Raw genomic sequence first — 26670 nt, 5'->3', positions numbered from 1 at the left:
GCGTTACAGGGCAACCAGAAATATTTTTAAATATCTTTTTCGAGCTTCAGTAAAGGCTCCTGAAACCGCAGCAACCGCCCGGCATTACCCAGCACCAACAACGTGCTGAGGTTATGCAGCAACGCGGCGATCATCGCCCCGGCAGCACCAAGCCAGCCGAACGCAGCGAACACCACGATGGCCAGCGTCCAGCCAAGACCGATGATCACGTTGACCTGCAAGGTGCGTCGGCACTGACGACTCAGGCGCACGCAGGTGCCGAGCCGGCGCAGGTCGCTGCCGATCAGCACAATGTCCGCCGAGGCCAGGGCGATGTCTGCGCCGCCCGCCCCCATCGCCACCCCGACGACCCCGGCCTTGAGAGCCAGCGAATCGTTGATGCCATCGCCGACCACCATCGGCCGGAAGCCGTTGTCGATTTCCTTAAGCACACGATTGAGTTTGTCTTCCGGTAATGCCTGCGCTTCGACATCTTGCAAACCGACTTCGTGGGCCAGTGTCTGCGCGACACTTTGGCGGTCACCGGTCAGCAACAATTGTCGGCCCAGACCGAGCTCACGCAATTCGCCAAGGGCAAACCGCGCTTCCGGTTTGACGGTGTCGGCCAGCAACAGCCATGCGACAAACTCCCCGTTCAACGCCAGACCGGCAATAGGCCCGTCATGTTCCGGAACGGTTGTGGTGGCGATACCCAACTGCGCGAACAGCTCCGGACGACCCAGAGCGGCTTCGCCCTGAGCAGTCATGGCTACCACACCAAGCCCTTGGCGTTCATGGATATCGGTCAGTGTCAGGCAATCTTCCTGACTGACCAGACCGGCCAGCGCGCGACTCACTGGGTGACTGCTGGCCGCGCCGAGGCTGGCGGCGAGCGCCTTCACGGTTGGCTGATCCAGACGCGGGCTGTTGATCGACTGCAAACGCAAAGTGCCGTAAGTCAGGGTGCCGGTCTTGTCCACCACCAGCGAAGTGAGGTCAGCCAATTCTTCAAGGAACGCCGAACTGCGGATCAGAATCCCGTGCCGCGCCGCCACCGCCACGCCGGCAATCGCCGTGGCCGGTGCCGACAGCACCAACGCGCACGGACACGCCGCCACCAACACCGCGAGCATCGCTTGCGCGTCATTGGTGATGAACCAGGTGACTGCCGCCAGTAACAACACCAGCACCATGTAACTGCCGGCATAACGTTCGAGCAAACGGGTAATCGGTGGCTTCGAGCGCTCAGCGTTCTGCATCAGCGCGATGACTTTGCCGAGGGTCGATTCACCCCCGGTGCGGGTCACTTCGATGCGCAGCAAACCATCGAGGTTGATCGCACCACCGAACACCGTCATGCCTGCCGCCGCTTCCACCGGTACCGACTCACCGGTGATCGATGCGGTATCGAGACTGGCCTGACCCGAGAGAATCCGTCCATCGGCCGGCACCCGATCCCCAGCACGAACCTCGACAGTGTCACCGGCCTTGAGCGTGCCGTTATCAACTTCGATGATCGAGCCGTCAGCCTGAACCTTGCGCGCGTGGCTGCGGGTCAATTGGCCGAGGGCATGAATCGCCTCTTGTGAGCCGATCACGCTGCGCTCTTCCAGCACATGGCCGAAGATCATGATGATCGGCAGCAGCGCGGCGGTGAGCAAATCTCCAGTGGCCCAGGCGCCGAGCATTGCCAGCGCAATCAACTGATCGGTGATGCCGTGCAGGCTCGGATAACGCAGGCTGTACCACGCCGAACGCATCACCGGCACCGCGACCAGTAAAGAAGCAAAACCCAGCAGTAACTGACTGACGCCGGTTTGCTCGGGCACCAGCCAACGCCAGATCAACCCGAGGCCGAGCAGTCCGAGCGCGAGCATGGCCAGGGTCAGCTGACGCGCAGCACGGCGTTGTTCGGCCGAGGACAGCAAGCTCGGTGCGGCGGTAGTGGCGCTCATTTACTGGCTCCCTGAATGATCAGGCGGGAATCGTCTTTCGGATCGACCGTGGTCACCGAACCGGCCTGCCCGAGAATTTTCGGCATCCGCTCGCGGTAAAGGCGCAACAGCAATTGTGGGTCAGTGCCCTGTTGCTGCGCTTTGGCCAGACTCAATACGGTGGCGGTGTCGGCTGAGGCTTTTGCCAGCCGTTCACCGGCCTGAGCGTGAGCCACTTGCAGCGCACGGTCGGCTTGTTCGTTGGCGGTCTGAGTAAGTTTTTCGGCGTCAGTGCGCGCATTGGCCACGGCCTTGTCGGCTTGCTGACTGGCCGTCAGCACGGCGTTGAACGCGCTCACTGCCGGCTCAGGCAGACTCGATTGCACATCGACCCGCGCCACTTCGATACCGATGCCCTGCCCGCTGGCTTTCAATTCGGCCAAGCGCCGATTGATACCTTGCACCAGATCGCCACGCAGACGCTCACGGCGTTCGGCCGCCTGATTGTCGGCGCCGATCAGCTCCGGCCGCGCGACCAGAATCGTGTCGAGATCTCGCGCCGCCGTCAGTACGACAGCGCTGCGCGTCACCAGTCGATCCAGTGCGGGCAGCACATGTTCGCCTTGCAGCACAAAGTCATAAGGGTCGGTGACTTTGTAAAACACCCGCACATCCAGTTGCACCACACCAGCATCACCGGTCAGCAGATAACCAGAACCGGCCAATGCATCACTCAGCGGAGTAGCGAACGTGGCGACGCGATCAGCCTTCACCGCTTCATTGCTGCGCAGCAGGTTTTCCACTCGGCGTTCGATCACCCGATCCGCCGCTGGCAGCAAAACCACCTGTTCGAACGGCTGTGGCCAAGCCAACAAAAGCCCGGCGTTCTGGATGCGCTCCAGCGCGCCAAAGTGCAAAACCACCGCCCGATTTTGCGGATCGATCTGCCGCACGTTGGAGAATGCCCACGCCAATGCGGCCAACACTGTCACCGCGTACAAGGCAAAAAACGCCAGACGTCCGGCCTGAATCCATGGGCTATTCAACGAATGTGTTCCACGTGGAACTTCTTCATTCATGGCTGCGATCCGCTTTTGCTGTCGAGCGTCGGCGGGCCGTCGACCAATACACGGAACGGCGCCGCGTCGGTGCGCAGAATCAACTTGGTGTCCGGGGTGACGATGGTGCCGAGCGTATCCAGCGAACGCAGCAGGTTGTACAGCTGCGGCGATCCGGCGTATGCGCGACCGTAGATTTGTGCCGCTTCAACTCGCGACTGCGCTTCAATTTCGGCGGCTTTTACCGTGGCGTCCGCTTGCACAATCCGCGCGTCACGCTCGGCGGCAGAACGGATCTGTGCAGCTTCACGCTTGCCGATAGCGGTGCGCTCGGTGGCGATGGTTTCACGCTCGGCGCGCATCCGGTCGACTGTGGCGGTGAGCGTCACCGAGGGCAAGGTCAGACGTTCGATGCCGACCTGCACCACGCGCACGCCATACGTGGCGAGCAATTGCTGATCGATTTGCTGACGCAATTGCGCTTCGAAATCGGCGATACGCACCTGACTCGCATCAGTGTTCACCAGACTCGACAGATCGAAACTGCTCGCCGTGGTTTCCAGCGCCGAACCGACAAAGGTACGAATCTGCCGCGCCGCTTCGTCCGGCTGGTTCTGCACTGCGCGCATAAAGCGCTGCACGTTGTCCGGATCGCCCTGAACCTGCCACGCCACATAAGCCTGAACGATGATGCGCAAACCGTCGCGGGTACCAACATCCTGCAAACCGCTGGAGGTGGTGCGCAGACGCAGGTCTACCGGAATCGCCGCTTCAAACGGTGCCGGCCAGCGCCAGCTCAAACCCGGATCAAGCAACACTCGCGACGGATTACCGAAACGGGTGATGACCGTGGCTTCGCCCGAGCGCACTTGCACCAGACTTGCCGCCGCAATGGCAAACGCCACCAGCAACACGGCCCAGCCCATGCGCCGCCAAGGGAACGGCCCCGCCTCTTCCGGCGCACCGTGATGATGGTGATGATGCCCATGGTGATGCCCGCCATGGCCGTGATCGTGATCGTCGTGGCCGCTATGGTCATGTTGATCGTGAGTGTGCGACTGGCTCAATGGGCAACTCCTGGCTGAGCGGTGGTGCGCGCTGGCGTTGGATCAGCCGGCAGCGTAAACGTACGCAAATCGATAGTGGGTGGATTGCTGCTGCCGCCCAGGCGGTGGTCGAGCACCAGCAGTTTGGCTTTGCTCAAACCCTGGCTGAGCTGACTGAGATATTGCTCCAGCACAAAGGCCTGGCCGGCGCTGGCGTAGGCTTTTTGTTCGGCGCTGAATTTCAGATCCGCCGCCCGCGCCGTGGCATTGATTTCATGCGCGCTTGCGGTGGCTTGATCCTTGGCCAGACTGGCCTGCAATTGCGCCTGATTGCTCGCCTCGGCGGCCGCTCCGCGTTCACGCGAGATCAACGCCTGCGCCCCGATCTGCGCAGCCTGCACACCGTGATAGGCATTGGCCGCGCCGGCCGGCGGGTGAATCGCTTCGACCACGGTGGCGAGAATTTCCACGCCGCTGTCGAGTTTTTGCAGATCACTCTGCACTGCCCGGCCGATCTCTTCCCCTAGCCCGACGCGGTCTGCGCCGAGCAAACCGTCGAGGGTTCGCGAGGCGAAATCGTGCACCAGAATCCGGCTGGCGGTGCTGCGAATCAGTGTCGGCACATCTGCGCTGTTATAGGTGGCGGCCAGTGCCGCCTGATCGGTCAGACCAATGCGATAGACGAAACGCACGTCCATGTTGACGATCTGGAAGCTCTGCTGCTCGCCACGACTGCTGGCGATCACCTGGGATTTGTCGTTGACGTGACTGGCGTCCCACAAGCGGTTGGCCGTCATCGGCGCCGGGCCTTCAGCGGATTCGGGCTGAGTCGGCGCGGAGGTTTCCGCGACGCTGGTGGCAAGCTCATGTACCACTCCGTTTTCCACGATCAATACGCGACCCAATGGCCACGGCAAACCGGTGTGCAAGCCCGGGCCGAACACCTCGACCGGTTTGCCGAAACGCTCATAAATGCCTCGGCCTTGCAGGGGGATTTCGTGGATGCCGGTCAGCAACCAGCCGACCGCCGCGACCAGCGCCAGCACCGGCAGAAACGCCCGGCGCATGTAGCTGAACGCCCAGATTTGCCGCAGATCGATACCGAAACGGTTGTGCAATTCGTGCTGCAACGCGAGCAAGGGCTGCGGCGGCCAGCGCAGCAAATCCGCGACAAAACTACGCGCCAACAGCGTTGGTTCGAGGCGTTCGCGGCGCGGGCTAAATAATGATAGAACGGCGCGCAATAACAGCTCAATCGCGACCAATCCCGGCAAGATACCGATCATTACCGCCAGCCGCACTGGCCACACGGAGTTTTCGCTGGCAAACAACAGACACGCCGCGCCGAGCACTAGACTGATAATAGTCACCCGCAGCAGCTGCGCCAGCGCTCCGGCTTCGGGCCATTGCGCCGGGTTTTCCTGCGCCAGTTGCCGTTCGATGACCAGCAAACCGAAGGCCAGCAGCAACGCGAAAGCGGCGCCAACCGTGGCCGATAACCCGACTGCGGCGGCGGGCAGTGCGAGGTTCCACACCTGCTCGATACTGAGCAACACCAGCAGCGCCCACGCGCCCAGCCACAGCGTGCCGGCGCCGATCTGGCGGAGCAGATACACACCGCGCTGGCTCAGGCGATCCAGCAGGCGTTCATACCAACCGTCCGGCGCGGGCTGCGGCTCCTCGGTCACGGGCGTCAGCTCTACCGGATTGATCACCCGTGCGCGCCATTGTGTGACCCAGGCTGCCGACTGCAAGCCTGCGACCAGCACCAGCAACGCTGCGCTCTGATTGACCAGCAGCGCCGGCCATAACGATTGCGCAGCAAACAGCCCGACAAAAAACGCCAGTACCCACCCTGCCCCGGCCAACACAGCGAGCCCGATAGCCAGCCGACGCAAGCGCCGACCCTGCGTGGCCGCCTGCTGAAAGCGCGGCAATCCAGTCACTTGCGTGCCATCGATGTCCAGATCGACTTGCATATCACCCCAAAGCCATTGGTTCACGTCTGTTGTCGTTACGATATAACGAAAGCCGTGAAATATTTGTACATAATTGCGCCTATCTAAAGATGCCCAACCTGTCGCTTGCCTGAAGCCTTGACCGAAATGTAGGGAAACGCACATATTACGTTCGTAATTTTATTCACCCTCTACTTTTATTGATCCTTATCTCTCAACCAGGAGCAAGAGCATGAGCAACTATGACGTGGTGATTCTCGGCGGCGGCCCCGGTGGTTACAACGCGGCCATCCGCGCCGGGCAGTTGGGTCTCAAGGCCGCGTGCGTTGAAGGTCGTGCGACCCTCGGCGGCACCTGCCTGAACGTCGGTTGCATGCCGTCCAAAGCCTTGTTACATGCCTCGGAACTGTACGACGCGGCGATGGGCGCGGAATTCGCCAACCTGGGAATCGAGGTCAAACCGACCCTGAACCTCGCGCAAATGATGAAACAGAAAGACCAAAGCGTGGACGGCCTGACCAAAGGCATCGAGTTTCTGTTTCGCAAGAACAAGGTCGACTGGATCAAGGGCTGGGGCCACATCGATGGCCCGGGCAAGGTCACGGTGACTGGCGATCAGGGCAGCAAGATCGAGCTGACGGCCAAGGACATCATCATCGCCACGGGTTCCCAACCGACGCCGCTACCGGGTGTAGAGATCGACAACCAACGTATTCTGGACTCCACTGGCGCGCTGTCTCTGAGCGAAGTGCCCAAGCATCTGGTAGTGATCGGTGCCGGCGTGATCGGCCTCGAACTCGGTTCAGTCTGGCGCCGCTTGGGCGCGCAGGTGACCGTGATTGAATACCTCGACCGCATTTGCCCGGGCGTCGATGGCGAGGCCGGCAAAACCTTGCAGCGTTCGCTGAGCAAACAAGGGATCACCTTCAAATTGAGTTCAAAAGTCACCAGTGCCACCACTTCGGCCAACGGCGTGCAACTCAGCGTCGAACCAGCGGCCGGCGGCACCGCGGAATTGCTCGAAGCCGATTATGTGCTGGTCGCTATCGGCCGCCGCCCTTACACCCAAGGGCTGGGTCTGGAAAACGTCGGTTTGAGCACTGACAAACGCGGGATGCTCGCCAATAAACAGCATCGCACCGAAGCCGCCGGTGTCTGGGTGATTGGCGACGTAACTTCAGGCCCGATGCTCGCGCACAAGGCTGAAGACGAAGCCATGGCCTGCATCGAGCAGATCGTCGGCAAGGCCGGCGAGGTCAATTACGATTTGATCCCCAACGTCATCTACACCAAACCTGAGCTGGCCAGCGTCGGCAAGACCGAAGAGCAGCTCAAGGCCGAGGGTCGCGCCTATAAGGTCGGCAAATTTCCGTTCACCGCCAACAGCCGGGCGAAGATCAACCACGAGACCGAAGGTTTTGCCAAAGTCATCGCCGATGAGCGCACTGATGAAGTGCTCGGCGTGCATCTGGTCGGCCCGAGCGTCAGTGAAATGATCGGTGAGTTCTGCGTGGCGATGGAATTCAGCGCCTCGGCGGAGGACATCGCCCTCACCTGCCACCCGCACCCGACGCGCTCGGAAGCGTTGCGTCAGGCGGCGATGAATGTGCAGGGGATGGCGACGCAGATGTAGGTTGCGAAATCTTTATTGCCTGGACAGTCGTCATCGCTAGCAGGCTAGCTCCCACAGTGAGTTTTTGGTCAATGCAAAACCCCTGTGGGAGCTAGCCTGCTAGCGATGAAGGCAAACTCGGTCTCAAGCAGGCAAATGCCCCAGCGGTAAAGCTCCCGGCGTCTTCACCGTGTGAATCGCAAAATTGCTGCGAATATCACTCACACCCGGCAATTTCAGCAGGCAACCGGTGAGAAAACGGTCGTAGGCGCGCAGATCCGGCACCACCACTTGCAACAGAAAATCCGATTCCCCCGAGACCAGAAACGCCGAAATCACTTCCGGCAACGCCGTCACCGCCGTGTAAAAGGCTTCTGCCTGTTCATCGTTATGGCGCTCGACCTTGACCCCGACAAACACCGTCAATCCCAGCCCGATTTCATCCCGATCCAAGGTCGCCTGGTAACCGCGAATCACCCCGGCCTCCTCAAGCATCCGTACCCGGCGCAAGCAAGGCGACGCCGACAATCCAATTTCATCGGCCAGTTGCACATTGCTCAGGCGCCCGTCCCGTTGCAGAGCGGTGAGGATCTTGCGGTCGAAGGCGTCCAGTTTCATGTTTGGCAGATCTCGATGGCTAACGTGTAAAAAGAAAGCAGGTTATGCCAATCCTGACCGCTTTTGAAGCGAACTACGCAAGCACCTGCCCTGCCCCCCAGCCATAGACTGAGCAGACCGAATCGACAACGAAAGGGCTGCGACATGGCGAGTTTATGGCTGTTCTTTATGGCACTGGCTGTGGTTTATCTGTTGCCCGGGCCGGACATGATCCTGCTGTTGCAGACCGGCGCCCGTCAGGGTCGCGGCGCGGCGCTGGCCACCGCCATTGGCCTGGGGATTGCCCGGGCCTGCCATGTTGCATTGGCGGCGCTGGGACTGGCGGCGTTGTTCAAGGCTGCGCCGTGGACGTTCGATGTGGTGCGGCTGACGGGTGCGGCGTATCTGTTGTGGATCGGTATTCAATGCTTACGCAACACGCTGGTGCCGAACCTGAATAGCGGCGACGTAAACGCCCCTCACGGGCAATGGCGTGAAGCGATCCGTCGTGGCTTGCTGACTAACTTGCTCAATCCCAAGGCCTTGCTGTTCTGCTCGGTGCTGTTGCCACAGTTCATCGTCGCCAATGGCGCGCCTGTACTGACACAGTTCGCCACCCTAGGGATGCTGCTGGTCGGCGTCGGTCTGCTGTTCGACAGCGCCTACGCCCTGACCGGCGCCGCGCTGGGCCGTTGGCTGCAACGCAGTCCCTCGGCCCAACGCCTGCAGCAATGGCTGTTCGGCAGCCTGTTGATTGGCTTCGCCGTACGCCTGACCTTCGTCCAGCAGGCTTAGCCCTTGCGAGCCTTGCGCTGGCGACGGTTGATCAACAGCAATGCCCCGGCCGTAAACAGCACGATTGCACCGATCTGCACCGGTCGCTTGTATGGCCTTAAAGCCGCACGAGCAGAATCGGTGACCTGGGTGATGTAACGCTTGTTGGCGTTTTCAAAGTCCGGAAACGGGCATTGATGACCAAAGTATCCCGCCCATACAACATAAGGACCTTCCTTGACGTACCGTTGATAGAGCGCGCTCTGCTCTTCCAGACTGCTGTTCCAACTGACGGCATTGCACAGCACGGCAGCAAACGCCTGACTGCTGTGCGGCAGGTTATCGGCGGCGCGGCTGGCCAGTGCGGTGGCGACGAAACGGTAGTGATAACGCTGATCCGGTTTGGCTTCGCTGGCGTGCTGACGTTTCACTTCGTCTTCGGCCACCAGCGGCCCAACCTTCAGTTCGACGGATTCCAGGCTGTAATTGCCGCCGAACGTGGCGTAATCCGGGGCCATTTCGTAGCTGAGAATGTCCATACCCCAGTCGCGGGCGATCCATGCTGCGTTATACAAGGCGCCGGCGCGTTTGGTCGGCCACCAGGCGTTATCGGCTTTGCGTCGTTCCTCGCCATAGAACCTGGCCTTGTGTCGCAAGTCATCACTGTCGAAGTAACCGACAGCTTCCTCATAACGCCCCTCACGTAACAACCGCCGGCCAAGCAGATTGCGCAGACTCGCCGCGACCGGCAGCGGCACATAGTTGTCTCGATCCTGCTGAGTCAGCTCCGGTGGGGCCGGCACGTTTTCATCGACGTAGCGCTTGAGCTCATCAACCGTCAGTACGCGCTCGGCCACGGTCGCGGCATCGAACCAATAAATGCTGTTGCTGCGATACAACTGGACGAACGCTTGCAGGTATTCACCCCGTTGCAGCGCCAGAATTGCGCTCTCACCCTCGACCCGGCATTTCGGCTGGACGGTTTCATAAGCCCAGTCCGGCGTGCGGCGATAACCCCAATCCTCGTTCTGCGGGAAGGCCTGCGCGGCTTTCGAATAAGCAGCGGCGGCAGCGACTTTGTCACCGTCACGCAGCGCCAGTTTTGCCCGCAGCCACCACGCCAGTCCGCTATCCCCGGCGTTTTCGAGGAAGGCCTTGGCGCTGGCGTAATCGCCCTGTTGATAATTCATAGCCGCCAGTCGATCGGCGTTTTCCAGGCTGCCACGGGTGCTGTCTTGCAGCAGCTTGATGAGTTTTTTCTCGTTCGGCGGCTGTTCGTCAAATGACCAGCCCATGCGACTGACCAACGATGCCGTGACCAGTTGCTGCACTGCCTTAAGCTGCAGCAACTTGGCCAATTCAGGCTCGGGCAATTGCGCCAGATCATTCACCAGCAGTTTCAGCGAGGTGTTGCCCACCGCCGAACCGTGCAGGTTCTGCGCTTCATACAATTCGATGGCGCCGTTCCAGTCGCCCGCGCTGCGCAACACCCGCGCTTCTTCACCGAGGCTGGCGACACCCAGCTCCAGCGGATCGCTGAAACCGTCGATGCTCATTTGCCGGGCCTGGCGAAAGGCATCGCGGGCCTGTTCCAGCGCCTCGACGGGATCGCCCGCTTCGGCGCTTCTGGCAAACCAGATACGCCCCAAAGAATACGCAGCCCACGTGCTGCGCAACGGACGCTGATCGGCCGGCAGCGCCAGCAGCTTGCGGAAATACTCGGTCGCCAGTTGATGATCGCCCGTGGCAAACGCTACCGCGCCAGCCACGTACAAACGGATTTCCGCCGGCAGACTGGCGCCCTGCTCTTCGACCTGACGTGCGTTGGTCAGGCCACGCAGTTGCTTGACCAGTGCTTGCTGCTCGGCGCTCAAACCTGCCTGTTCGGCCTTGTCGCGCAGATCGGCGCGGGCATTTTCCTCGCCGTACATTTCGTCGGGATTGTAGGTGGCGGCGGTGACATTCTTCAGCCCGGCCACGGTTTTGCCGAGGCGGCTGATCTCGAAGTTGAAGTTGCCCTCAGGCAAGTCCGCCAGCGTTTGCCCGCGATTGTCGAGCAGGCGCATCGGGAAGTCCGGTCCGCAGGCCAGCGCCGTACCCAGCGGCAGGCTGAGGCTCAGGCAGAGCAGATGGCGGGGCCAGTTACGGGTCAACATGCGAACCTCCTTGATCAATATTTGCGCAACGCGTCCAACCGATGGCGCGCTGCCCGCCAGCAGGCAGACGGCCTTCGCGCAGGCGGGTGAAGGTAAGCAGATCGGCGCTCTGTTGCAATGCATAACCGGCGAGTGCATCGGCACCGTCGCAATTCTGCGCCTTCACGGTGATCCGTTCGGGCCAGGCGCTGTCGAGGTTGCCGCTGTTGCTCAGGTGGATGTCTTGCAGGCCATTCTGGTCGCTGAAGGTCAGCGCCAGATGACGGATCAGTGCGTCGCCCCGGGCCACGGCGCGCAAGGTGGTCAGGCTCCAGGCCCGGCGATCATTGGCCAGCGGCAAGCGAAACCAGATCAGGCCGGCCAAGTGTTCCGGCGGGTCTTTGCGCAGCGCTGTGGCGAGTTGGCTCAGTTGCAGCGGGTCGGCGAGCAGTTCCCGACGTTTTCCGCCGCGTTCAAGCGGTACTTCACTCTCCACCACTGGCGCACCTTCGGCATCCGCCAACAGCGCAACGCCGTAGGCCGGCAGCGCCAGATAAAACGGTTTGTCGGTGATTTTTCCCCAGGCGGTTGCCCAACGCCGGGCTTGCTCGGCATCGAACAGACCGCGGCGCGGATCGCTGACTGCATGCACCTGCAACACGCTGCTATCCACCGTCGCCAGCAGCGTCGGCAGTTGGGCACTGTCGAGCCATGCGGGCAGCGCGGTGATGCTCAGGGGTAAAGTTGTTGGTAACGCAGCGCGCAGATGGGTGAGGAATTCGGCGTAGGCCGGCAGACGTGCATTACCAGCGTCGTGATCGATCTCGACGCCGCTCAGCGTCAGGCCCTGCGCTTGCCATTCGGCGATTACCTGAAGGATTTGCGCAGTGACTTGCTGTTGATCCAGAGCCTTGAGCTGCCCATCCAGACGAATCACTGCGATCAACGGGCGAGCGTCCTGTTTCAGCAGCGCCGGATCAATCCGCGCCCGGCTCCACCCTGCATTCGGGAAGGCCTGCAACGCCAGCACTCGCAACGTCGAAAAATCTGTACGACTGTCCTTCAACGCGGACTCATGGGCCGGCGTCCATTGCCGCTGCCAGACGTAAAGCTGTTGATCGAGCGGCGGTGCATCTTTTTGCTCACAGGCAGAGAGCAAAAACACCGAAACCAACAGGGCTGATACCCCAGCGATAAAGCGCATACCTTGCACAATCCCAATCAATCCAAGGCTGCAAGGTTACACAAAACCCCGTGGCTCAGGGCTTACGGGCAATGATCACCTGACTCTTCGCTACAACGGCGTCCAGCGCGTCCTTGATCTGCGTGCCCCGCGGTGAGTCGAGTACCGCTTGCCAGGTGTCGGCCCAGTGATTGAGCAAAGGATGATCGGGGTTGCTGAAATCGACCTTGGCCTCCCAGAACAACAGCATCCACATCGACCAGTAAAAGCCGTACTGGCTGTGGCTGATAATCTCCAGACCGGCGTCGCTGACCATCGCCTTGAACTGCTCTTCGGTAATGATGCGAATGTGGTTGGGTTTCTGGAAATACTCCGGCGAGGCGATGTCTTTCTGCAAATCCTCGGAGCTCGGATGCGGCACGCTCAGCAGGTACAACGCACCGGACTGACCGACACGCACCAGCTCGGCAAGGAACTGCGCCGGGTCTTCGACGTGCTCGATGACTTCGGTGGACACCACGCGGGTCGCGGTGCCATCGGCAATCGGCAACGGATTGCAGTCAGTGACATGGCACTCGATCTCGCGTGCTGGCGTATCGCTCAGGCGCTGGCGAGTGGCTTCGACCTTGGCGCCGTCGATGTCGGCAATGATGATCTTCGCCCCGCGCATCCCACAGAAATGCACGTTGCCGCCATCGCCGCAGCCAACGTCGAGCAGGATGTCATCCGCCGACACCTTGAAGCCTTTGAACAGTTCGTCGGTCTCCTGGTTGAACCAGCCGCTGAGCTTCGCGTCGTACAGACCGAGCATGTACGGATCGACCTTGTTGGCGACCGGAGCGGCAGGCTCCACCGGGGCCGGTGCAGGCGTCGACGCCGTGAGTTTCTTCAATAGGCTCAGCATGAGGTGGCTCCAGGGGATGGGACGGCGGTTCGCGACGTACCGAGGCGTTGCACCAGTGCAGCGCCGCGATTGCGCATCGGCATTTCGATAAGGCGGTAATTCAGCTCGCTGAGCAGCACGATCAGCCCAAAGGCGAGCACCAGCGTAACAATCGGGTGCCCGGCCGGGCTGGGCAACCCCGCGCCCTGCAAGCGGAAAATCAGTTCACGCATCAGTAAATAAGCGGGGATGTGGATCAGATAGATGCCATACGAGCGGCTGCCAACCCACGCCATCAACCGCTGCAACCGACCGGCCGGCAGCAGGTAGTCGCGGTTGTACGAGGCGATCCATACCAACAACGCACTCACCACAGCAATTGAGCCGATGCGGTACGGCGCAAAAGTGAATCGGTCGATGGCCATGAAACTCAACAGCAATGCCCCACCGATCAGCGTCACAATACCAGCCCAGCCATGGCGCAAAAATTTCGGTTCCCAGCGCCGGTATCCCGGCTGCACGCTCCACATCGCCAGCAGCACGCCGAGGGCCAGCGCATCCGTGCGAACCACCATCAGCAACGGCGTACGCAGCGTGAACAATTGCACCGCCACCAACGCCAGCAACGCCCAGACCAGATGCTTGCGGCACAGCACAATCAGCAGCGGGAACAACAGGTAGAACTGCTCCTCCAGCGCCAGGCTCCAGTAAACGAAACTGCTGCCGTACTCGTAATGAAAGAAGCTGTCGGCGAAGCGGAAGTTGGCGTATTGCAACACCCCGGCCAACGTCGCCTGCAGGTTCGCCGACAGTGTGCCGAAGGCCCCTGAGCGGTTGAGAAACATGCACGCCAGCAACATCAGCGCCAGCCACAACCACGCCGACGGCAACAACCGAAACGCCCGGCGCAGCCAGAAGTTGCGGGTCTGTTGCCAGTACTCCCGAGGCGAGCGGCAGTCTTGCAACTGCGGGATCAGGCTACGGGCGATGACGAATCCGGAAATCGCAAAAAACAGATCAACGCCCCACCACGTCTGCGCCACGCCATGAGCCTTTTCCAGCAACGGCACCGGATCGGTAAACAGACTGCCCTGCAAATGATGGAACAGCACGCCGAGCACCGCGATAGCGCGCAGCACTTCAATGTCCATGATCCGTTTGCTGCTCATGCGCCGGGAGCCTCGACATGAGCGATGCCACGATGCTCGAACAATTGGGCCAGGAAATCTCCCAGTCGCTGCTCAGCCACAGCCTGGCTGCAGAACCCCTGAAGACTGACAACCGCTTGCGCCGACATCTGCGCGTAACGCTGCGGATCGTGTTTCGCCACGTCGTAACTGGCGCGATAGGCCACGCACAACGATGCCCAGTTGGTCATGTAACGCAGCGTGCGGTAAGCCTTGCGCGGGTCGTGAGGCCAGGCGGTGAGTTCGTCGGTGGACTCGATCAGGAACGCATTGTCGGCGCTAAGGTAATCGATCATCGCCGTGGTGCGTGGAGCCACGGCCGGTTTGCCACAGGACATGAACTCCATCAGCGGCAGGCACTGGCCTTCGCCGTAGGAAGTGTTGACCACGTAGCGAGTCGCTTGCACCAGACGCTCGTAGTCCGCATCCGCCAGATAGCCGTAAATCAGCACGATGCGGCAGCGGTAGGACTGATTCTTGTACAGGTGATGGAGTATGTCGCTCATCGCCAGCTCGGCATCATGGTGCGTGAGCTTGAGCACCAGCGTCGCATCTTCGGTGTCACGGAAGGTCACGCAAAAGGCGCTGAGCATGTCTTCCCAGTTCTTGCGGCCATCACCGGGATTGAACACCGAGGTGTAGACCACACCGTCGAGCAACAACTCCTGTTCGGTGACCGGCGCCTCGAAGTCGATACCGACGCCACGGCGCAGATGTTTCGGGCCAAAGGCGTTGACGTCGAGCTGACGGCTGTCGGCCACCAGCCCCTTGATCTTCAAACGCACCGGGCCGCTTTGCGCTTGACCCTTGAGTTGCTCGCCACGCGCGGCAAAACGATCCCACACTGGCGCCGGTACCGCGACAATCGGGTAATCGGCGTCCATCGCCTCGCGCACTGCGTTGACGGTGTAGCTGGAATGGGTGATCGCCGCACCGCAGGCGTGCAGCACGGTGCGCCAGTCGTTGCGCGGCTCGCCGGCAAACGGTTCGTTGGGAATGGTGCTGAACTCCCAGGCAAACACCGGCAACGTCGGACAGGCAAAATGCAGCGGCGTGCGATGTGGCGGCGAGAACGACAGGAACACACAAGGCTCACCGCGAGCCAGACAGTCCAGGTACAACGCATCGACTTCCAACGCCGGATCGACGACTTCGATCACCCGGCCCAGACGTTCGAGTACCGGCCGGTATTCCTTGAGCACGAAGTAATAGCTGTACTCCGATCGGCCGAGGTTCTGCACGATGGTGTGCTGATTGGTTTCCGAATGAATGATGATCAGCATGAGGCGTTATCCGTCACGGTTCCGGCGATGGCCGCTTGCGGAGCGAGGCCGAAGAAGTCCGCCATGCGCTGCTGCACCGGGGCGAACGCGCAGTAATCGTGCATGCGCTGGATCGCCGCATCGGACATCTGCCGATACTGCCCGGGTTGCGTCCTGGCCATCCGGTAGCTGTTTTCGTAAGCGATTTTCAGCGATCCCCAGTCCGGGCGATAACGCAGGGTGCGATAGATGATGCGCGTGTCCTGCGGCCAGATGGTCAGCTCCTCACTGGCCTTGACCACGAACGCCACCGACTCGTCGATGTAGTCTTCCATCGCCGTATGATTCGGCGCGATCACCGGTTTGCCACTGGCCATGAACTCCATCAGCGGCAGGCACAGACCCTCGCAGCGCGAAGCGTTCACGTAGAAACTGGCAGCCTCGTAGAGCCGGGCAAATTGTGGATCATCCAGGTAGCCATGCATCACCAGCACGCGGCACGCACAAGGCGAAAGCTGCGCCAGCAGGGTCATCAATTCGCTGTAGTAGGACGCCAGATCGCCCTGGGTAATCTTCAGCACCAGCGTCGCGTCAGGCGTATCGCGGAACGCCCAGCAGAACGCGGTGACCAGTTGATGCCAGTTCTTGCGGCCATCCTGTGGATTGAACACGGTGACGTAGATCACCCCGTCCACGGTGGTTTCGACCACCGATGAGGTGTCGGGCAAATCCAGTGGCGGCGGTTCGATCACCGGTATGGCGGGCGCACTGGCAATGGCCGGCAGGCGCTTCTCAAGCCAGGCATGAGCCTTGTCCGGCACGAGGTCACGAACGCCTTCCCAATACCAGTGATGGAGAAACTGCACGCGCGGTACCGGCGGCGTTTGCTCGCGGCCAAGATTCAATGCCCACAGACGCAAATAGTGCCGGGCAATCACGAAACGCCGTTTGAGGGTCAACGGAGGCGGCCGCGCCGCTTCGATTTGCGCGGCCAGTGCGGCTTCTTCTTCGGCGGTCAACGGAACCGGAATCAGCGCATCGGCAGACAAGTTCAGCGTACGCGTATCGAACAGGCAACCCTTGATCGCCAGCGACATACCGGGATTGACCGGCGCACTGACATGACGCTCACGAATGGCGGCAAAGTTTTCCCACAGCGGTGTCGGCAGCACCAGCACCGGAAAATCTTCCCCCATCGACCGGCGGATGGCACGGGCGGTATGGCTCGACAAGGTGATGACCCGGCCCTGACGCGCAAGCATTTGCGTCCAGTCCTGGCGCGGGTCGTCGTCGCGCTGTTCGTCGGGGATGGAATCAAACTCCCACGCGATAACGCAGACTGTCGGGCATTCAAGGTCGTTCGGGGTTTTCTGCGGTGGAGTGAACGACAGAAACAGGCTGTCTTCGCCCGCAGCGCGCAACTGCCGGAAAAGCGGATCGACCTCGGCGGTGGAGGACACCACATGCACTCGCCCAAGGCTTTCGAGCACCGGGCGATAAGCCTTGAGCACGAAGTAGTAACTGTATTCGGGACGCCCGAGACTCTGGCTGATGGAACTGTCGTTGACGTCCGAGTAAAGAATGAAGTTCATGGCATCCCACGATGAAACCGCCATCCCGGCAGCCTCACACTGTGACGGCCGAGCGTGGGATCGGATCGGCAATGCCGTCTTCCGTCCTGCGTCTTCGGTCACGTCTTTGTTCTTGTTTTAGTGGTCGGTTTTACCTTGTTGCGCGACGATCCCGGCGAACCCCGGATGATCGCGACGAGGGGCATTCTAAACACATCCGTTGAGGATTCGTGAACCGCCCGGCGAGAATAAATCGGGCTACGCTGACGAGAACTGACCGGTCACGGTTGGACCTGTTGAAATTGCCGCGCAATTGGCACAGATTGTTGCCAAACAACTACAACAACGACTTCGCCTGCCTGATTTCCGGTTTCAACTACCGGTCTGACAGACCTTCCCTCAAAGCCTGTGGGAAATGGCGAAAGTTAAAGACCAAGGGGTCGCTGTTTGAAAAAGCGTCTGTTCGTCACGGGTCTGAGTGGATTCGTGGGACAACATATCCAGTCGCGTCTGACATTGACCGACTCCTCGTGGGAGCTGCTGCCTGCCGCTGCGCCCTACGACCTGACGGTACCTGACAGCCTTGTCGGTCTATGGCCGCAGATGCCCGACGCCGTCATTCATCTGGCCGGCCAGACTTTCGTTCCCGAAGCCTTCCGAGACCCGGCACGCACGCTCGCAATCAATCTGCTCGGCACGCTCAATCTGTTGCAGGCGCTCAAGGCTCGCGGCTTTACCGGCACCTTCCTTTACGTCAGCTCCGGCGATGTCTACGGCCAGGTCAGCGAGCCCGAACTGCCCATCACCGAACAGCAACCGCCCTGCCCGCGCAATCCGTATGCGGTGAGCAAACTGTCGGCCGAATTCCTCAGTCTGCAATGGGGCCTGAGCGAAAACCTGCCGGTGCTGGTGGCGCGACCGTTCAATCACATCGGCACAGGGCAGAAGGACAGCTTCGTCATCGCCAGCGCCGCGCGCCAGATCAACCGCATCAAGCAAGGCCTGCAAGCGCCACAACTGGAAGTCGGTGACATCGACGTCACCCGGGATTTCCTCGACGTCGGCGACGTGGTCTCGGCGTATTTCGCACTGCTGGAAAAAGGCACGCCGGGGCAGGTCTACAACATCTGTTCGGGACGCGAGCAAAGTATCCGCAGCCTGATCGAGCAACTGGGCGATCTGGCGCAAGTCGAGATGCAACTGGTTCAAGACCCTGCGCGCATGCGTCGTGCAGATCAGCGTCGAGTTTGCGGCAGCCATCAACGGCTGGCCCAGACCACAGGATGGACGCCTGCAATCACAACACAACAATCCCTGCGGGCGATCCTGTCCGACTGGGAGACACGAGTACGACAAGAATGACTAAAAGTGCACTGATCACAGGGATCACCGGCCAGGACGGCGCTTATCTGGCCAAACTGCTGCTCGACAAGGGCTACAAGGTGCACGGTCTGGTGGCCCGGCGCAGCAGCGATTCACGCTGGCGCCTGCGCGAAATGGGCGTCGAAGCCGACATCGTCTATCTGGACGGTGACATGGCCGACGCCTGCTCGGTGCAACGTGCGGTCATCAAGTCGGCGCCGGACGAGGTGTACAACCTGGCCGCGCAAAGCTTCGTCGCCGCCTCGTGGGATCAACCGGTGACCACCGGCATCGTCGATGGCCTGGGTGTCACGCACCTGCTCGAAGCGATTCGTCAGTTCAGCCCGCACACGCGTTTCTATCAGGCATCGACCAGCGAAATGTTCGGTCTGATCCAGGCCGAGCAACAGGACGAAAACACCCCGTTCTACCCACGCAGCCCGTACGGCGTGGCCAAGCTTTATGGTCACTGGATCACCGTCAACTACCGTGAAAGTTTCAACCTGCACGCCAGCAGCGGCATCCTGTTCAACCACGAATCACCGCTGCGCGGCATCGAGTTCGTGACGCGCAAAGTCACTGACGCTGCCGCCCGCATCAAGCAAGGCAAACAGCAGGAGCTGAGCCTGGGCAATATCGACGCCAAGCGCGATTGGGGTTTTGCCGGCGACTACGTCGAAGCCATGTGGCTGATGCTGCAACAGGACAAACCTGACGACTTCGTGGTCGCCACTGGCGTTACCACCACCGTGCGCGAGATGTGCCGCATCGCCTTCGATCACGTCGGCCTCAACTACCGCGATTACGTGAAGATCGACCCGGCGTTTTTCCGCCCGGCAGAAGTCGAAGTGCTGCTCGGCAACCCGGCCAAGGCTCAGCGTGTGCTGGGCTGGAAACCGAAAACCGATCTGGATACCTTGATCCGCATGATGATGGATGCGGACATGAAACGCGTCGCCAAGGAGTAGGCCATGCTGATCCCCGTGATTTTGTCCGGCGGTGCCGGGACTCGTTTGTGGCCAGTGTCCCGCGAGGGCCATCCGAAGCCGTTCATGACCCTGCCCGACGGCCAGTCGCTGCTGGGCAAGACTTACCAGCGCGCCGCTGCTTTGCTCGACGGCTGGGGCGACATCGTCACGGTGACCAACCGCGAATACTACTTCCAGAGCAAGGATCACTGCTGCGCGGCGCACGTCTCACGACATCGCGGGCACTTCCTGCTGGAGCCGACCGGACGCAACACCGCGCCGGCCATTGCTGCGGCAGCGCTATCGCTGCAAGCGCTGCATGGTGATGACGCGATCATGGTGGTGATGCCTGCCGACCATTTGATCGTCAATCAGGACGCGCTGAAAAGCGCAGTCGAGCATGCAGTCAATCTGGCAAAGGACGGTTATCTGGTGACCTTCGGCGTGCTGCCGACGGCAGCGGAAACCGGTTTCGGCTACATCGAAACCGGCGCACCGCTGGATGCCAAAGGCGCGGCCAAAGTGCAGCGCTTCGTCGAGAAACCCGACCTGCAAACCGCCACGCATTATCTGGAAAGCGGCAACTTCCTGTGGAACTCGGGAATGTTCTGCTTCACCACCGCGACGCTGATTGCCGAGCTGCAACTGCACGCGCCAGAGCTGCTGGAACAGACCCGCGCCTGCATGGCCGCCAGTGAGCCGGTAGAAACCGTCGGCTGTCTGCAGCAGGAATTGTCGCCGACACTGTTCGCTGAAATCACCGACATCTCCATCGACTACGCGCTGATGGAGCGCTCGGAAAAAGTCGTCGTCGTCCCTGCCGGATTCGACTGGAGCGACATCGGTTCCTGGGGCGCCGTCGCCGCGCTGGTGCCGGCCGATGCCGATCACAACCGCACCAGCGGCGAAGCGATCTTCATCGACAGCCACCACAACTTCGTCCAGAGCGAAGACCGTCTGATCGCCGCTGTTGGTGTGGATAACCTGATCATCATCGACACCGCCGATGCGGTGCTGGTGGCCCACGCTGACCGCACGCAGGATGTGCGGCGAGTAGCCAAACAACTCAAAGACAAAGCCCACGAAGCCTATCGCCTGCACCGCACGGTCAGCCGACCGTGGGGCACTTACACCGTGCTCGAAGAAGGCCCGCGCTTCAAGATCAAGCGCATCGTGGTCAAGCCCGGCGGCAAGTTGTCCCTGCAAATGCACCATCACCGCAATGAACACTGGGTGGTCGTCGAAGGCATGGCCAAGGTCACCAACAACGGCAGCGGTACCACGCTGGTGGCGAAGAACGAATCGACGTTCATCGCCGCCGGCCACAAGCATCGCCTGGAAAACCCCGGCGTGATTGATCTGGTGATCATTGAAGTGCAAAGCGGCGAATACCTGGGAGAGGACGACATCGTCCGCTTCGAAGACCATTACGGCAGGACGGTTTAAATGCTGCTTTCCCTGTACCGCTCGCTGTATGGCTATCGAGGTTTCATCCTCGGCAGCGTGCAGCGAGAGTTTCAAGCGCGGTATCGCAATTCGCTGCTCGGTGCGCTTTGGCCAATCTTCAATCCGCTGTCGATGATCATCGTCTACACGGTGATCTTCTCCCACATCATGCGTGCCCGCCTGCCCGGCGTGGATGACAGCATGGCTTACAGCGTCTACCTGTGTGCCGGGCTGCTGGCCTGGGGACTGTTTTCGGAAATCACCCTGCGCAGCCAGAACATGTTTCTGGAAAACGCCAACCTGCTGAAGAAAATCAGCTTCCCGCGGATCTGCCTGCCGGTGATTGTGCTGTGCAACGCGGCGATCAATTTCGCCATCATCATCGGTCTGTTTCTCGGGTTTCTGCTGATCACCGGACGCTGGCCGGGCATGGCCCTGCTGGCGCTGATCCCGCTGATTGCCCTGCAAATGATGTTCTGTGCGGGACTGGGCATGGTGCTCGGCGTACTCAACGTGTTCTTCCGTGATGTCGGGCAACTCTTCGCCATCTGCCTGCAATTCTGGTTCTGGCTGACGCCGATCGTCTATCCGATCAGCATCCTCCCGGACTGGGTGCAGTGCCTGCTGCAACTCAACCCGCTGACCAACCTGATCGCCAGCTATCAGAATCTGTTCCTGTATGGGCAATGGCCGGTCTGGAGTTCGCTGCTGCCGGTGTTTATTGCCGGCGTGGTGATGTGCCTGATCGGGCTGCGGCTGTTTCGTCAACGGGTCGGCGAAATGGTGGATGAACTCTGATGGGGCATATTCGTGTAACCGGCCTGGGCAAGGCCTATAAGCAATACCCGAACCGCTGGAGCCGTCTGGCCGAGTGGCTGATCCCGTTTTCGCCGATTCGCCACCGTCAGCACTGGGTACTGCAAGACGTCGAATTCGAGATTCAGCCCGGTGAGGCAGTGGGCATAGTCGGCGCCAACGGGGCCGGCAAAAGCACTCTGCTGAAGATGATCACCGGCACCACCCAACCGACCTGCGGCAAGATTGAACTCAACGGCCGCGTGGCGGCGTTACTGGAACTGGGCATGGGTTTTCACCCGGACTTCACCGGGCGGCAGAACGCGGTCATGGCCGGTCAACTGCTGGGAATGCAGGTCGGCGAAATCGAAGCGTTGATGCCCGATATCGAACTGTTCGCGGAAATCGGCGAGGCCATAGATCAGCCGGTTCGCACCTATTCCAGCGGCATGCAGATGCGTCTGGCATTCAGCGTCGCGACGGCTCGGCGCCCGGACATCCTGATCGTCGATGAAGCCTTGTCGGTGGGTGACGCCTACTTCCAGCACAAAAGCTTCGAACGCATCCGCAGCTTCCGCAAGGCCGGCACCACGCTGCTGATCGTGTCCCACGACCGCTCGGCGATCCAGTCGATCTGCGACTCGGCGATCCTGCTCAAGGATGGCCACATGGCCATGTACGACAAACCCGAAGTGGTGCTGGATTACTACAACGCGCTGATGGCCGAACGCGAAGGCCAGGTCGTGCGTCAGGAAATGCTCGCTGGCGGTGAAGTGCAAACCATCTCCGGCACCGGTGAGGCCGGGATTCTCGGCGTGCGCCTGCTGGACGAACAAGGCCGCTCCATTGACGTGGCAGAGGTCGGTCAGCCGGTAGTGCTGGAAGTGCAGGTCGAAGTGCGTCAGGACATCGAGCGTCTGGTGCTCGGCTTCATCCTCAAGGATCGGCTGGGTCAGATGATGTATGGGATCAATACCCATCGTTTGGACAAGGCACTGACCGACCTGCATGCCGGGGAACGCTTCACCTATCGCTTCGCCTTCGTCATGGGATTGGGCAAGGGCAACTATTCGGTGTCGCTGAGTCTGTCGCGGCTGGATTCGCACATGGATCGCAATTTCGAGTGGCGCGACTACGGTCTGGTGTTCCATGTGATCAACAATCGTCAGGAAGACTTTGTCGGTTGCTCATGGCTGGGCGCCACGACCACGATCACCCGCCAATCCGAGGCAACGCTGACTGAGCGTGCGCCATGACCCGGCTACTGGTGGAATGCACTCACGTATTCAAAAACCCGAAGATCAACTCCGGGATTCAGCGCGTGGTGCGCAACGTCATCAATCGGTTGCCGGCCAGTGTCGATAACGTCGAGTGCATGCCGGTGGTGTCGATCAAGGGCCAGCTCTACCGCGTCACGCGGCTGGCGGCACTGGATACTCCGCTGTTCAACGCACTTGAAACCTTCGGCGGGCGGCTGGAGCGACTGGCCCATCGCTTTTGGCAGCTGCACCAGCGGCTCGATAAAAAATGCTCATCCAAAACACTACGCCGAGTGCTGTACGTCGCTTATCGCCTGACATCCATCAGCGTTTTCGGCTTGCCGTTGCGGGTGATCGGACGGCTCAACCGCACCCAACTGCTCAAACGCTGCACGCCGCTGCAACATCAACCCGGCGATCAACTGGTACTGCTGGATTCGTCCTGGCATTCGGATTTTTTCCCTCACGCCGAACAGCTCAAGCGCGACGGCGTGGGCATCGTCGCGGTGATCTACGACCTGATCCCGCTGACGCATCCGCAGTTCTACGACACGCGGCTGGTGCAGGTTTTCAGCGAATGGTTTGACTGGATCACCCGCACGGCTGATGGCTACATGGCGATCTCGGCAACGGTGCGTGATCAAGTGCACGAAGAGTTGCAGCGGCAGCTTGGCGCGGCACAGACAGACAAACTCTGGTTCGACTATTTCCATCTCGGTTCCGAACTGGATCTGCACAGCGCCGAAGCCGTCGTCGAACCGCGCCTGCAACGCCTGTTCGCCACACCCGAGCCGGTGTTCCTGATGGTCAGCACCATCGAGCCACGCAAGAACCATCAATACCTGCTCGACGCCTTCGACCGCGCCTGGGCCGCTGGCTCGCCAGCGCGTTTGTGTATCGCCGGACGCATCGGCTGGAAATGCGATGCCCTGCTCGCCCGGGTGCGCAACCATCCCGAACTCAACCGTCGGCTGTTCATGTTCAATGACCTAGGCGACACCAGCCTCGAACACGCCTACGCCCACGCCAGTGCGCTAGTGTTTCCGTCCTTCGTCGAGGGCTTCGGCCTGCCGCTGGTGGAAGCCATGCAGCGCGGCTTGCCGGCGATGGGCAGCGACATTGCGGTGTTCCGCGAGATTGGCGGCGAGTTCATGGCTTACTTCGACTTGCACGACCCGCAAAGCCTGGCCGATCTGGTCGCGGCGTTCGCCAGCAGCGGCCAGTTTCCGGCGGCCCTTGATGTGGCTGACTGGCGCTGGATCGGCTGGGGCGAAGCCAGTGCGCAATTGACCGAACGCACCCTGCGCAATGTTCTTGAGGCGCCGGCGGCGCAGGCGAGGCAGCATGCGCATTGCTCTTAACGCGCGCATTCTCCAGGCACCGCGCACCGGCATCGGCCAGTACGTCGCCGAACTGGTCAACGCCTTGCGCAGCGAAAATGATGTCGAGGTCGCGCTGTTCCACGGCTGGGGCTGGAGCTCGGCATTGCCGGAAGCGGCCATGCCCGGTTACTCGCGGCTGACCCCGCTGCTGCGGCAGATTCCCGGGGCTTATCAGGCGCGGCGCTGGCTGGAGCAGAAGCGCTTCGATCAGGGCCGGGCGCAGAACATCGACCTGTATCACGAGCCGAGCTTGTGGCCGCTGGCCTTCGACGGCCCGACCGTCATCACCCTGCATGACCTGACCCACGTACATTTCCCCGAGACTCAGCCGCCAGCACGACTGAAGGAAATCGAACGGCGACTGGCGGCGGGCGTGCAGCAGGCGCGGCTGATTCTGACCGACTCACAAGCCATCGCCGATGAAGCACAGGATTATTTCGGCCTGCCCGCCGAGCGCTTTGTCGTCGCGCCACTGGGGGTTGCCGAACGCTTCCATCCTCGCGAGCCGCACGCCATCGAAGCGGTGCTTAAGGCGCATGCCGTCGAGGCACGGGAATACTTTTTGTGCGTGGGTACGCTGGAACCACGCAAGAACCTCAATCTGGCCCTGCGCGCCCATGCCTTGCTACCGGAAGCGGTGCGCCAGCGCTTTCCGCTGTTGATTGTCGGCATGGCCGGCTGGCAGCAGGCGCATTTCAGCGATGAGTTGCGTCTGGGCCTGGCCTCGGGTCACGTGTGCCTGCTCGGCTATCTGCCGGACGAAGACTTCGCGCAATTGCTGGCCGGGGCCCGCGCGCTGGTGTTTCCGTCGCTGTACGAAGGCTTCGGCCTGCCGGTGCTGGAGGCGATGGCCAGCGCAACGCCGGTGATCCTCACCCGCTCTTCGGCGATGCCCGAAGTCGCCGGCGCTGCGGGCAACTATATTGAACCTGACGATGCTGACGGCTTGCGCGACGCAATGAGCCGTCTGATCGACGATCAAGCGCATTGGCAGGCATGCCGCGAAGCCGGATTGCAGCAGGCACGGCTTTTTTCCTGGGAACGTTGTGCACAGGCCACGGCCGGTGCTTATCGCCAGGCCATGGGAGGTTGAATGAAAGTTCTGCATTTTTTCAAAACGTACCTGCCTGATTCCGTCGGCGGTATCGAGCAAGTGATCTTCCAGCTGTGCGAAAGCGGCGCCAAACACGGTATCGACGGTCAGGTGCTGACTCTCAGCGCCGATCCCACACCCGCCGTGGTAAAACTCGGCCAGCACGAAGTGCATCGCGCCAGACTCGACATTCAGTTCGCCTCCACCGGGTTTTCCTGGAGCGTGTTCAAACAGTTTCGCGAGATGGCCGCCGAGGCCGACGTAGTCAACTACCACTTCCCGTGGCCGTTCATGGATCTGGTGCACTTCGCCAGCGGCATGAACAAGCCAAGCGTGGTGACCTACCACTCGGACATCATTCGCCAGAAGCACCTGCTCAAACTCTACCGACCGCTGATGAACCGCTTCCTCGCCAGCGCCGACCGGATTGTCGCGGCCTCGCCGAATTACCTGCACACCAGCGATGTGTTGCAGCAATTCCAGGACAAGACCCGGGTGATCCCCTACGGTTTGAACAAGGCCGGTTATCCACAGGCCGATACGGAGCGGATGAACCGCTGGCGCCAGCAGCTTGGGGATAAGTTCTTCCTGTTCGTTGGAGTCATGCGCTATTACAAGGGTTTGCACATCCTGCTCGAGGCGCTGAAAGACGTGGATTATCCGGTGGTGATCGTCGGCGCCGGGCCGCTGGAACTGGAACTGCACGCCCAGGCCGTCGCACTGGGCCTGCGCAATATTCACTTCCTCGGCCGCCTCGGTGATGAAGACAAAGTCGCCCTGCTGCAACTGAGCTACGCCATTGTGTTCCCTTCGCACCTGCGCTCGGAAGCGTTCGGCATTTCGCTGCTGGAGGGCGCGATGTACGGCAAACCGATGATCTCCAGCGAGATCGGCACCGGCACCAGTTACATCAACATCCACAACGAGACCGGTTTGGTCGTGCCGCCGAGTAATCCACAGGCCTTCCGCGAAGCGATGCGCACCCTGTGGGAAAACCCGCAACGCGCCGCAGAAATGGGTGTGAAGGCTGAAGCCCGGTATCGGCAACTGTTCACCGCCGATGAAATGGGCCGCAAGTGGACGGAGCTGTATCAGGAATTGCTCGAAGAAAAATCCCTGTCTTACGCGTAACAAACTGTAGGAGCTGCGGCACGCTGCGATCTTTTGATTCTGTTTGAGAGAGCAA

General features: G+C 60.9%; 21 protein-coding genes. 10 read left to right on the top strand and 11 right to left on the bottom strand.

Translation table 11 applies throughout. The features are described from left to right. Window positions 1-26: 26 nt before the first annotated feature. Genes ACIOZM_RS10740 through ACIOZM_RS10725 form a run of 4 tightly spaced genes read right to left on the bottom strand, consistent with a single transcriptional unit; the run spans window position 27 to window position 5996 of the window. A complete protein-coding gene (locus ACIOZM_RS10740; protein ID WP_401213088.1) occupies window positions 27-1934 on the bottom strand; it encodes a heavy metal translocating P-type ATPase in 1908 nt (635 codons plus the stop codon). After that, window positions 1931-2992 (bottom strand): protease modulator HflK, encoded by a 1062-nt coding sequence (hflK, locus tag ACIOZM_RS10735; protein ID WP_401213086.1) that lies wholly within the window; start codon window positions 2990-2992, stop codon window positions 1931-1933. The genes ACIOZM_RS10740 and hflK overlap by 4 nt, the downstream gene beginning before the upstream one ends. Further along, on the bottom strand, window positions 2989-4038 hold the full coding sequence (hflC, locus tag ACIOZM_RS10730) for a protease modulator HflC (protein ID WP_401213083.1): 1050 nt from the start codon (window positions 4036-4038) through the stop codon (window positions 2989-2991). The genes hflK and hflC overlap by 4 nt, the downstream gene beginning before the upstream one ends. Then, a complete protein-coding gene (locus ACIOZM_RS10725; RefSeq protein WP_401213227.1) occupies window positions 4035-5996 on the bottom strand; it encodes an SPFH domain-containing protein in 1962 nt (653 codons plus the stop codon). The genes hflC and ACIOZM_RS10725 overlap by 4 nt, the downstream gene beginning before the upstream one ends. A 211-nt stretch (window positions 5997-6207) precedes the next feature. On the opposite strand from ACIOZM_RS10725, the gene lpdA reads away from it, so the two are divergent. Next, complete coding sequence (gene lpdA / locus ACIOZM_RS10720; RefSeq protein ID WP_401213081.1) at window positions 6208-7608, top strand: dihydrolipoyl dehydrogenase; 1401 nt, start codon at window positions 6208-6210, stop codon at window positions 7606-7608. A gap of 123 nt (window positions 7609-7731) precedes the next feature. Here the strand turns inward: lpdA and ACIOZM_RS10715 are convergent, their stop codons facing one another. Then, complete coding sequence (locus tag ACIOZM_RS10715) at window positions 7732-8205, bottom strand: Lrp/AsnC family transcriptional regulator (RefSeq protein ID WP_401213079.1); 474 nt, start codon at window positions 8203-8205, stop codon at window positions 7732-7734. Window positions 8206-8349: 144 nt separating this feature from the next. On the opposite strand from ACIOZM_RS10715, the gene ACIOZM_RS10710 reads away from it, so the two are divergent. Beyond that, window positions 8350-8979, top strand: coding sequence for a LysE family translocator (locus ACIOZM_RS10710; RefSeq protein WP_401213077.1), 630 nt, complete (start codon window positions 8350-8352; stop codon window positions 8977-8979). On the opposite strand, the gene ACIOZM_RS10705 is transcribed toward ACIOZM_RS10710, so the two are convergent. From ACIOZM_RS10705 to ACIOZM_RS10680, 6 genes are read right to left on the bottom strand one after another with little or no spacing between them, the layout of a single operon-like run. Beyond that, entirely contained in the window at window positions 8976-11114 is a 2139-nt protein-coding gene (locus ACIOZM_RS10705) for a hypothetical protein (protein ID WP_401213074.1), read from the bottom strand. The two genes, ACIOZM_RS10710 and ACIOZM_RS10705, sit on opposite strands and share 4 nt — an antisense overlap. Then, the gene (locus ACIOZM_RS10700; RefSeq protein WP_401213072.1) at window positions 11101-12297 is read right to left on the bottom strand and encodes a DUF3142 domain-containing protein; all 1197 of its coding nucleotides are present in this window, start codon (window positions 12295-12297) and stop codon (window positions 11101-11103) included. Before ACIOZM_RS10700 ends, ACIOZM_RS10705 begins: the two co-directional genes overlap by 14 nt. 55 nt (window positions 12298-12352) lie before the next feature. After that, window positions 12353-13180 carry a class I SAM-dependent methyltransferase gene (locus ACIOZM_RS10695; protein ID WP_401213069.1) on the bottom strand — a complete coding sequence of 276 codons (828 nt, stop codon included), beginning with the start codon at window positions 13178-13180 and terminating at the stop codon, window positions 12353-12355. Beyond that, complete coding sequence (locus ACIOZM_RS10690; RefSeq protein ID WP_401213067.1) at window positions 13174-14328, bottom strand: acyltransferase family protein; 1155 nt, start codon at window positions 14326-14328, stop codon at window positions 13174-13176. The genes ACIOZM_RS10695 and ACIOZM_RS10690 overlap by 7 nt, the downstream gene beginning before the upstream one ends. Then, the gene (locus ACIOZM_RS10685; protein WP_401213064.1) at window positions 14325-15629 is read right to left on the bottom strand and encodes a glycosyltransferase; all 1305 of its coding nucleotides are present in this window, start codon (window positions 15627-15629) and stop codon (window positions 14325-14327) included. The genes ACIOZM_RS10690 and ACIOZM_RS10685 overlap by 4 nt, the downstream gene beginning before the upstream one ends. Next, entirely contained in the window at window positions 15623-17200 is a 1578-nt protein-coding gene (locus ACIOZM_RS10680) for a glycosyltransferase (protein WP_401213061.1), read from the bottom strand. Before ACIOZM_RS10680 ends, ACIOZM_RS10685 begins: the two co-directional genes overlap by 7 nt. A 426-nt stretch (window positions 17201-17626) precedes the next feature. Here ACIOZM_RS10680 and ACIOZM_RS10675 point away from each other — a divergent pair, with 426 nt between their 5' ends. From ACIOZM_RS10675 to ACIOZM_RS10640, 8 genes are read left to right on the top strand one after another with little or no spacing between them, the layout of a single operon-like run. Continuing rightward, window positions 17627-18541, top strand: a complete 915-nt coding sequence (locus ACIOZM_RS10675; protein WP_401213058.1) for a GDP-mannose 4,6-dehydratase — start codon at window positions 17627-17629, stop codon at window positions 18539-18541. Further along, entirely contained in the window at window positions 18538-19509 is a 972-nt protein-coding gene (gene gmd / locus ACIOZM_RS10670; RefSeq protein WP_401213056.1) for a GDP-mannose 4,6-dehydratase, read from the top strand. Before ACIOZM_RS10675 ends, gmd begins: the two co-directional genes overlap by 4 nt. Window positions 19510-19512: 3 nt before the next feature. After that, a complete protein-coding gene (locus ACIOZM_RS10665; RefSeq protein ID WP_401213053.1) occupies window positions 19513-20955 on the top strand; it encodes a mannose-1-phosphate guanylyltransferase/mannose-6-phosphate isomerase in 1443 nt (480 codons plus the stop codon). Continuing rightward, a complete protein-coding gene (locus ACIOZM_RS10660) occupies window positions 20956-21753 on the top strand; it encodes an ABC transporter permease (RefSeq protein ID WP_401213051.1) in 798 nt (265 codons plus the stop codon). Beyond that, a complete protein-coding gene (locus tag ACIOZM_RS10655; protein ID WP_401213048.1) occupies window positions 21753-23006 on the top strand; it encodes an ABC transporter ATP-binding protein in 1254 nt (417 codons plus the stop codon). Before ACIOZM_RS10660 ends, ACIOZM_RS10655 begins: the two co-directional genes overlap by 1 nt. Next, complete coding sequence (locus tag ACIOZM_RS10650; protein ID WP_401213045.1) at window positions 23003-24370, top strand: glycosyltransferase family 4 protein; 1368 nt, start codon at window positions 23003-23005, stop codon at window positions 24368-24370. The genes ACIOZM_RS10655 and ACIOZM_RS10650 overlap by 4 nt, the downstream gene beginning before the upstream one ends. Further along, the gene (locus ACIOZM_RS10645) at window positions 24354-25484 is read left to right on the top strand and encodes a glycosyltransferase family 4 protein (protein WP_401213043.1); all 1131 of its coding nucleotides are present in this window, start codon (window positions 24354-24356) and stop codon (window positions 25482-25484) included. The genes ACIOZM_RS10650 and ACIOZM_RS10645 overlap by 17 nt, the downstream gene beginning before the upstream one ends. Next, window positions 25485-26615, top strand: coding sequence for a glycosyltransferase family 4 protein (locus ACIOZM_RS10640; protein WP_401213040.1), 1131 nt, complete (start codon window positions 25485-25487; stop codon window positions 26613-26615). Window positions 26616-26670: the final 55 nt, after the last annotated feature.

The organism is Pseudomonas sp. NPDC087346, from assembly GCF_044744235.1.
Classification (GTDB): domain Bacteria; phylum Pseudomonadota; class Gammaproteobacteria; order Pseudomonadales; family Pseudomonadaceae; genus Aquipseudomonas.
This window is presented reverse-complemented; position numbering and strand designations above follow the sequence as displayed.

Bases quoted from the DNA above. Each gene is read 5' to 3' on its own strand.
- ACIOZM_RS10740 (WP_401213088.1), bottom strand. From the start codon at position 1,934: ATGAGCGCCACTACCGCCGCACCGAGCTTGCTGTCCTCGGCCGAACAA.
- hflK (WP_401213086.1), bottom strand. From the start codon at position 2,992: ATGAATGAAGAAGTTCCACGTGGAACACATTCGTTGAATAGCCCATGG.
- ACIOZM_RS10725 (WP_401213227.1), bottom strand. From the start codon at position 5,996: ATGCAAGTCGATCTGGACATCGATGGCACGCAAGTGACTGGATTGCCG.
- lpdA (WP_401213081.1), top strand. From the start codon at position 6,208: ATGAGCAACTATGACGTGGTGATTCTCGGCGGCGGCCCCGGTGGTTAC.
- ACIOZM_RS10715 (WP_401213079.1), bottom strand. From the start codon at position 8,205: ATGAAACTGGACGCCTTCGACCGCAAGATCCTCACCGCTCTGCAACGG.
- ACIOZM_RS10710 (WP_401213077.1), top strand. From the start codon at position 8,350: ATGGCGAGTTTATGGCTGTTCTTTATGGCACTGGCTGTGGTTTATCTG.
- ACIOZM_RS10705 (WP_401213074.1), bottom strand. From the start codon at position 11,114: ATGTTGACCCGTAACTGGCCCCGCCATCTGCTCTGCCTGAGCCTCAGC.
- ACIOZM_RS10700 (WP_401213072.1), bottom strand. From the start codon at position 12,297: ATGCGCTTTATCGCTGGGGTATCAGCCCTGTTGGTTTCGGTGTTTTTG.
- ACIOZM_RS10695 (WP_401213069.1), bottom strand. From the start codon at position 13,180: ATGCTGAGCCTATTGAAGAAACTCACGGCGTCGACGCCTGCACCGGCC.
- ACIOZM_RS10690 (WP_401213067.1), bottom strand. From the start codon at position 14,328: ATGAGCAGCAAACGGATCATGGACATTGAAGTGCTGCGCGCTATCGCG.
- ACIOZM_RS10685 (WP_401213064.1), bottom strand. From the start codon at position 15,629: ATGCTGATCATCATTCATTCGGAAACCAATCAGCACACCATCGTGCAG.
- ACIOZM_RS10680 (WP_401213061.1), bottom strand. From the start codon at position 17,200: ATGAACTTCATTCTTTACTCGGACGTCAACGACAGTTCCATCAGCCAG.
- gmd (WP_401213056.1), top strand. From the start codon at position 18,538: ATGACTAAAAGTGCACTGATCACAGGGATCACCGGCCAGGACGGCGCT.
- ACIOZM_RS10665 (WP_401213053.1), top strand. From the start codon at position 19,513: ATGCTGATCCCCGTGATTTTGTCCGGCGGTGCCGGGACTCGTTTGTGG.
- ACIOZM_RS10660 (WP_401213051.1), top strand. From the start codon at position 20,956: ATGCTGCTTTCCCTGTACCGCTCGCTGTATGGCTATCGAGGTTTCATC.
- ACIOZM_RS10655 (WP_401213048.1), top strand. From the start codon at position 21,753: ATGGGGCATATTCGTGTAACCGGCCTGGGCAAGGCCTATAAGCAATAC.
- ACIOZM_RS10650 (WP_401213045.1), top strand. From the start codon at position 23,003: ATGACCCGGCTACTGGTGGAATGCACTCACGTATTCAAAAACCCGAAG.
- ACIOZM_RS10645 (WP_401213043.1), top strand. From the start codon at position 24,354: ATGCGCATTGCTCTTAACGCGCGCATTCTCCAGGCACCGCGCACCGGC.
- ACIOZM_RS10640 (WP_401213040.1), top strand. From the start codon at position 25,485: ATGAAAGTTCTGCATTTTTTCAAAACGTACCTGCCTGATTCCGTCGGC.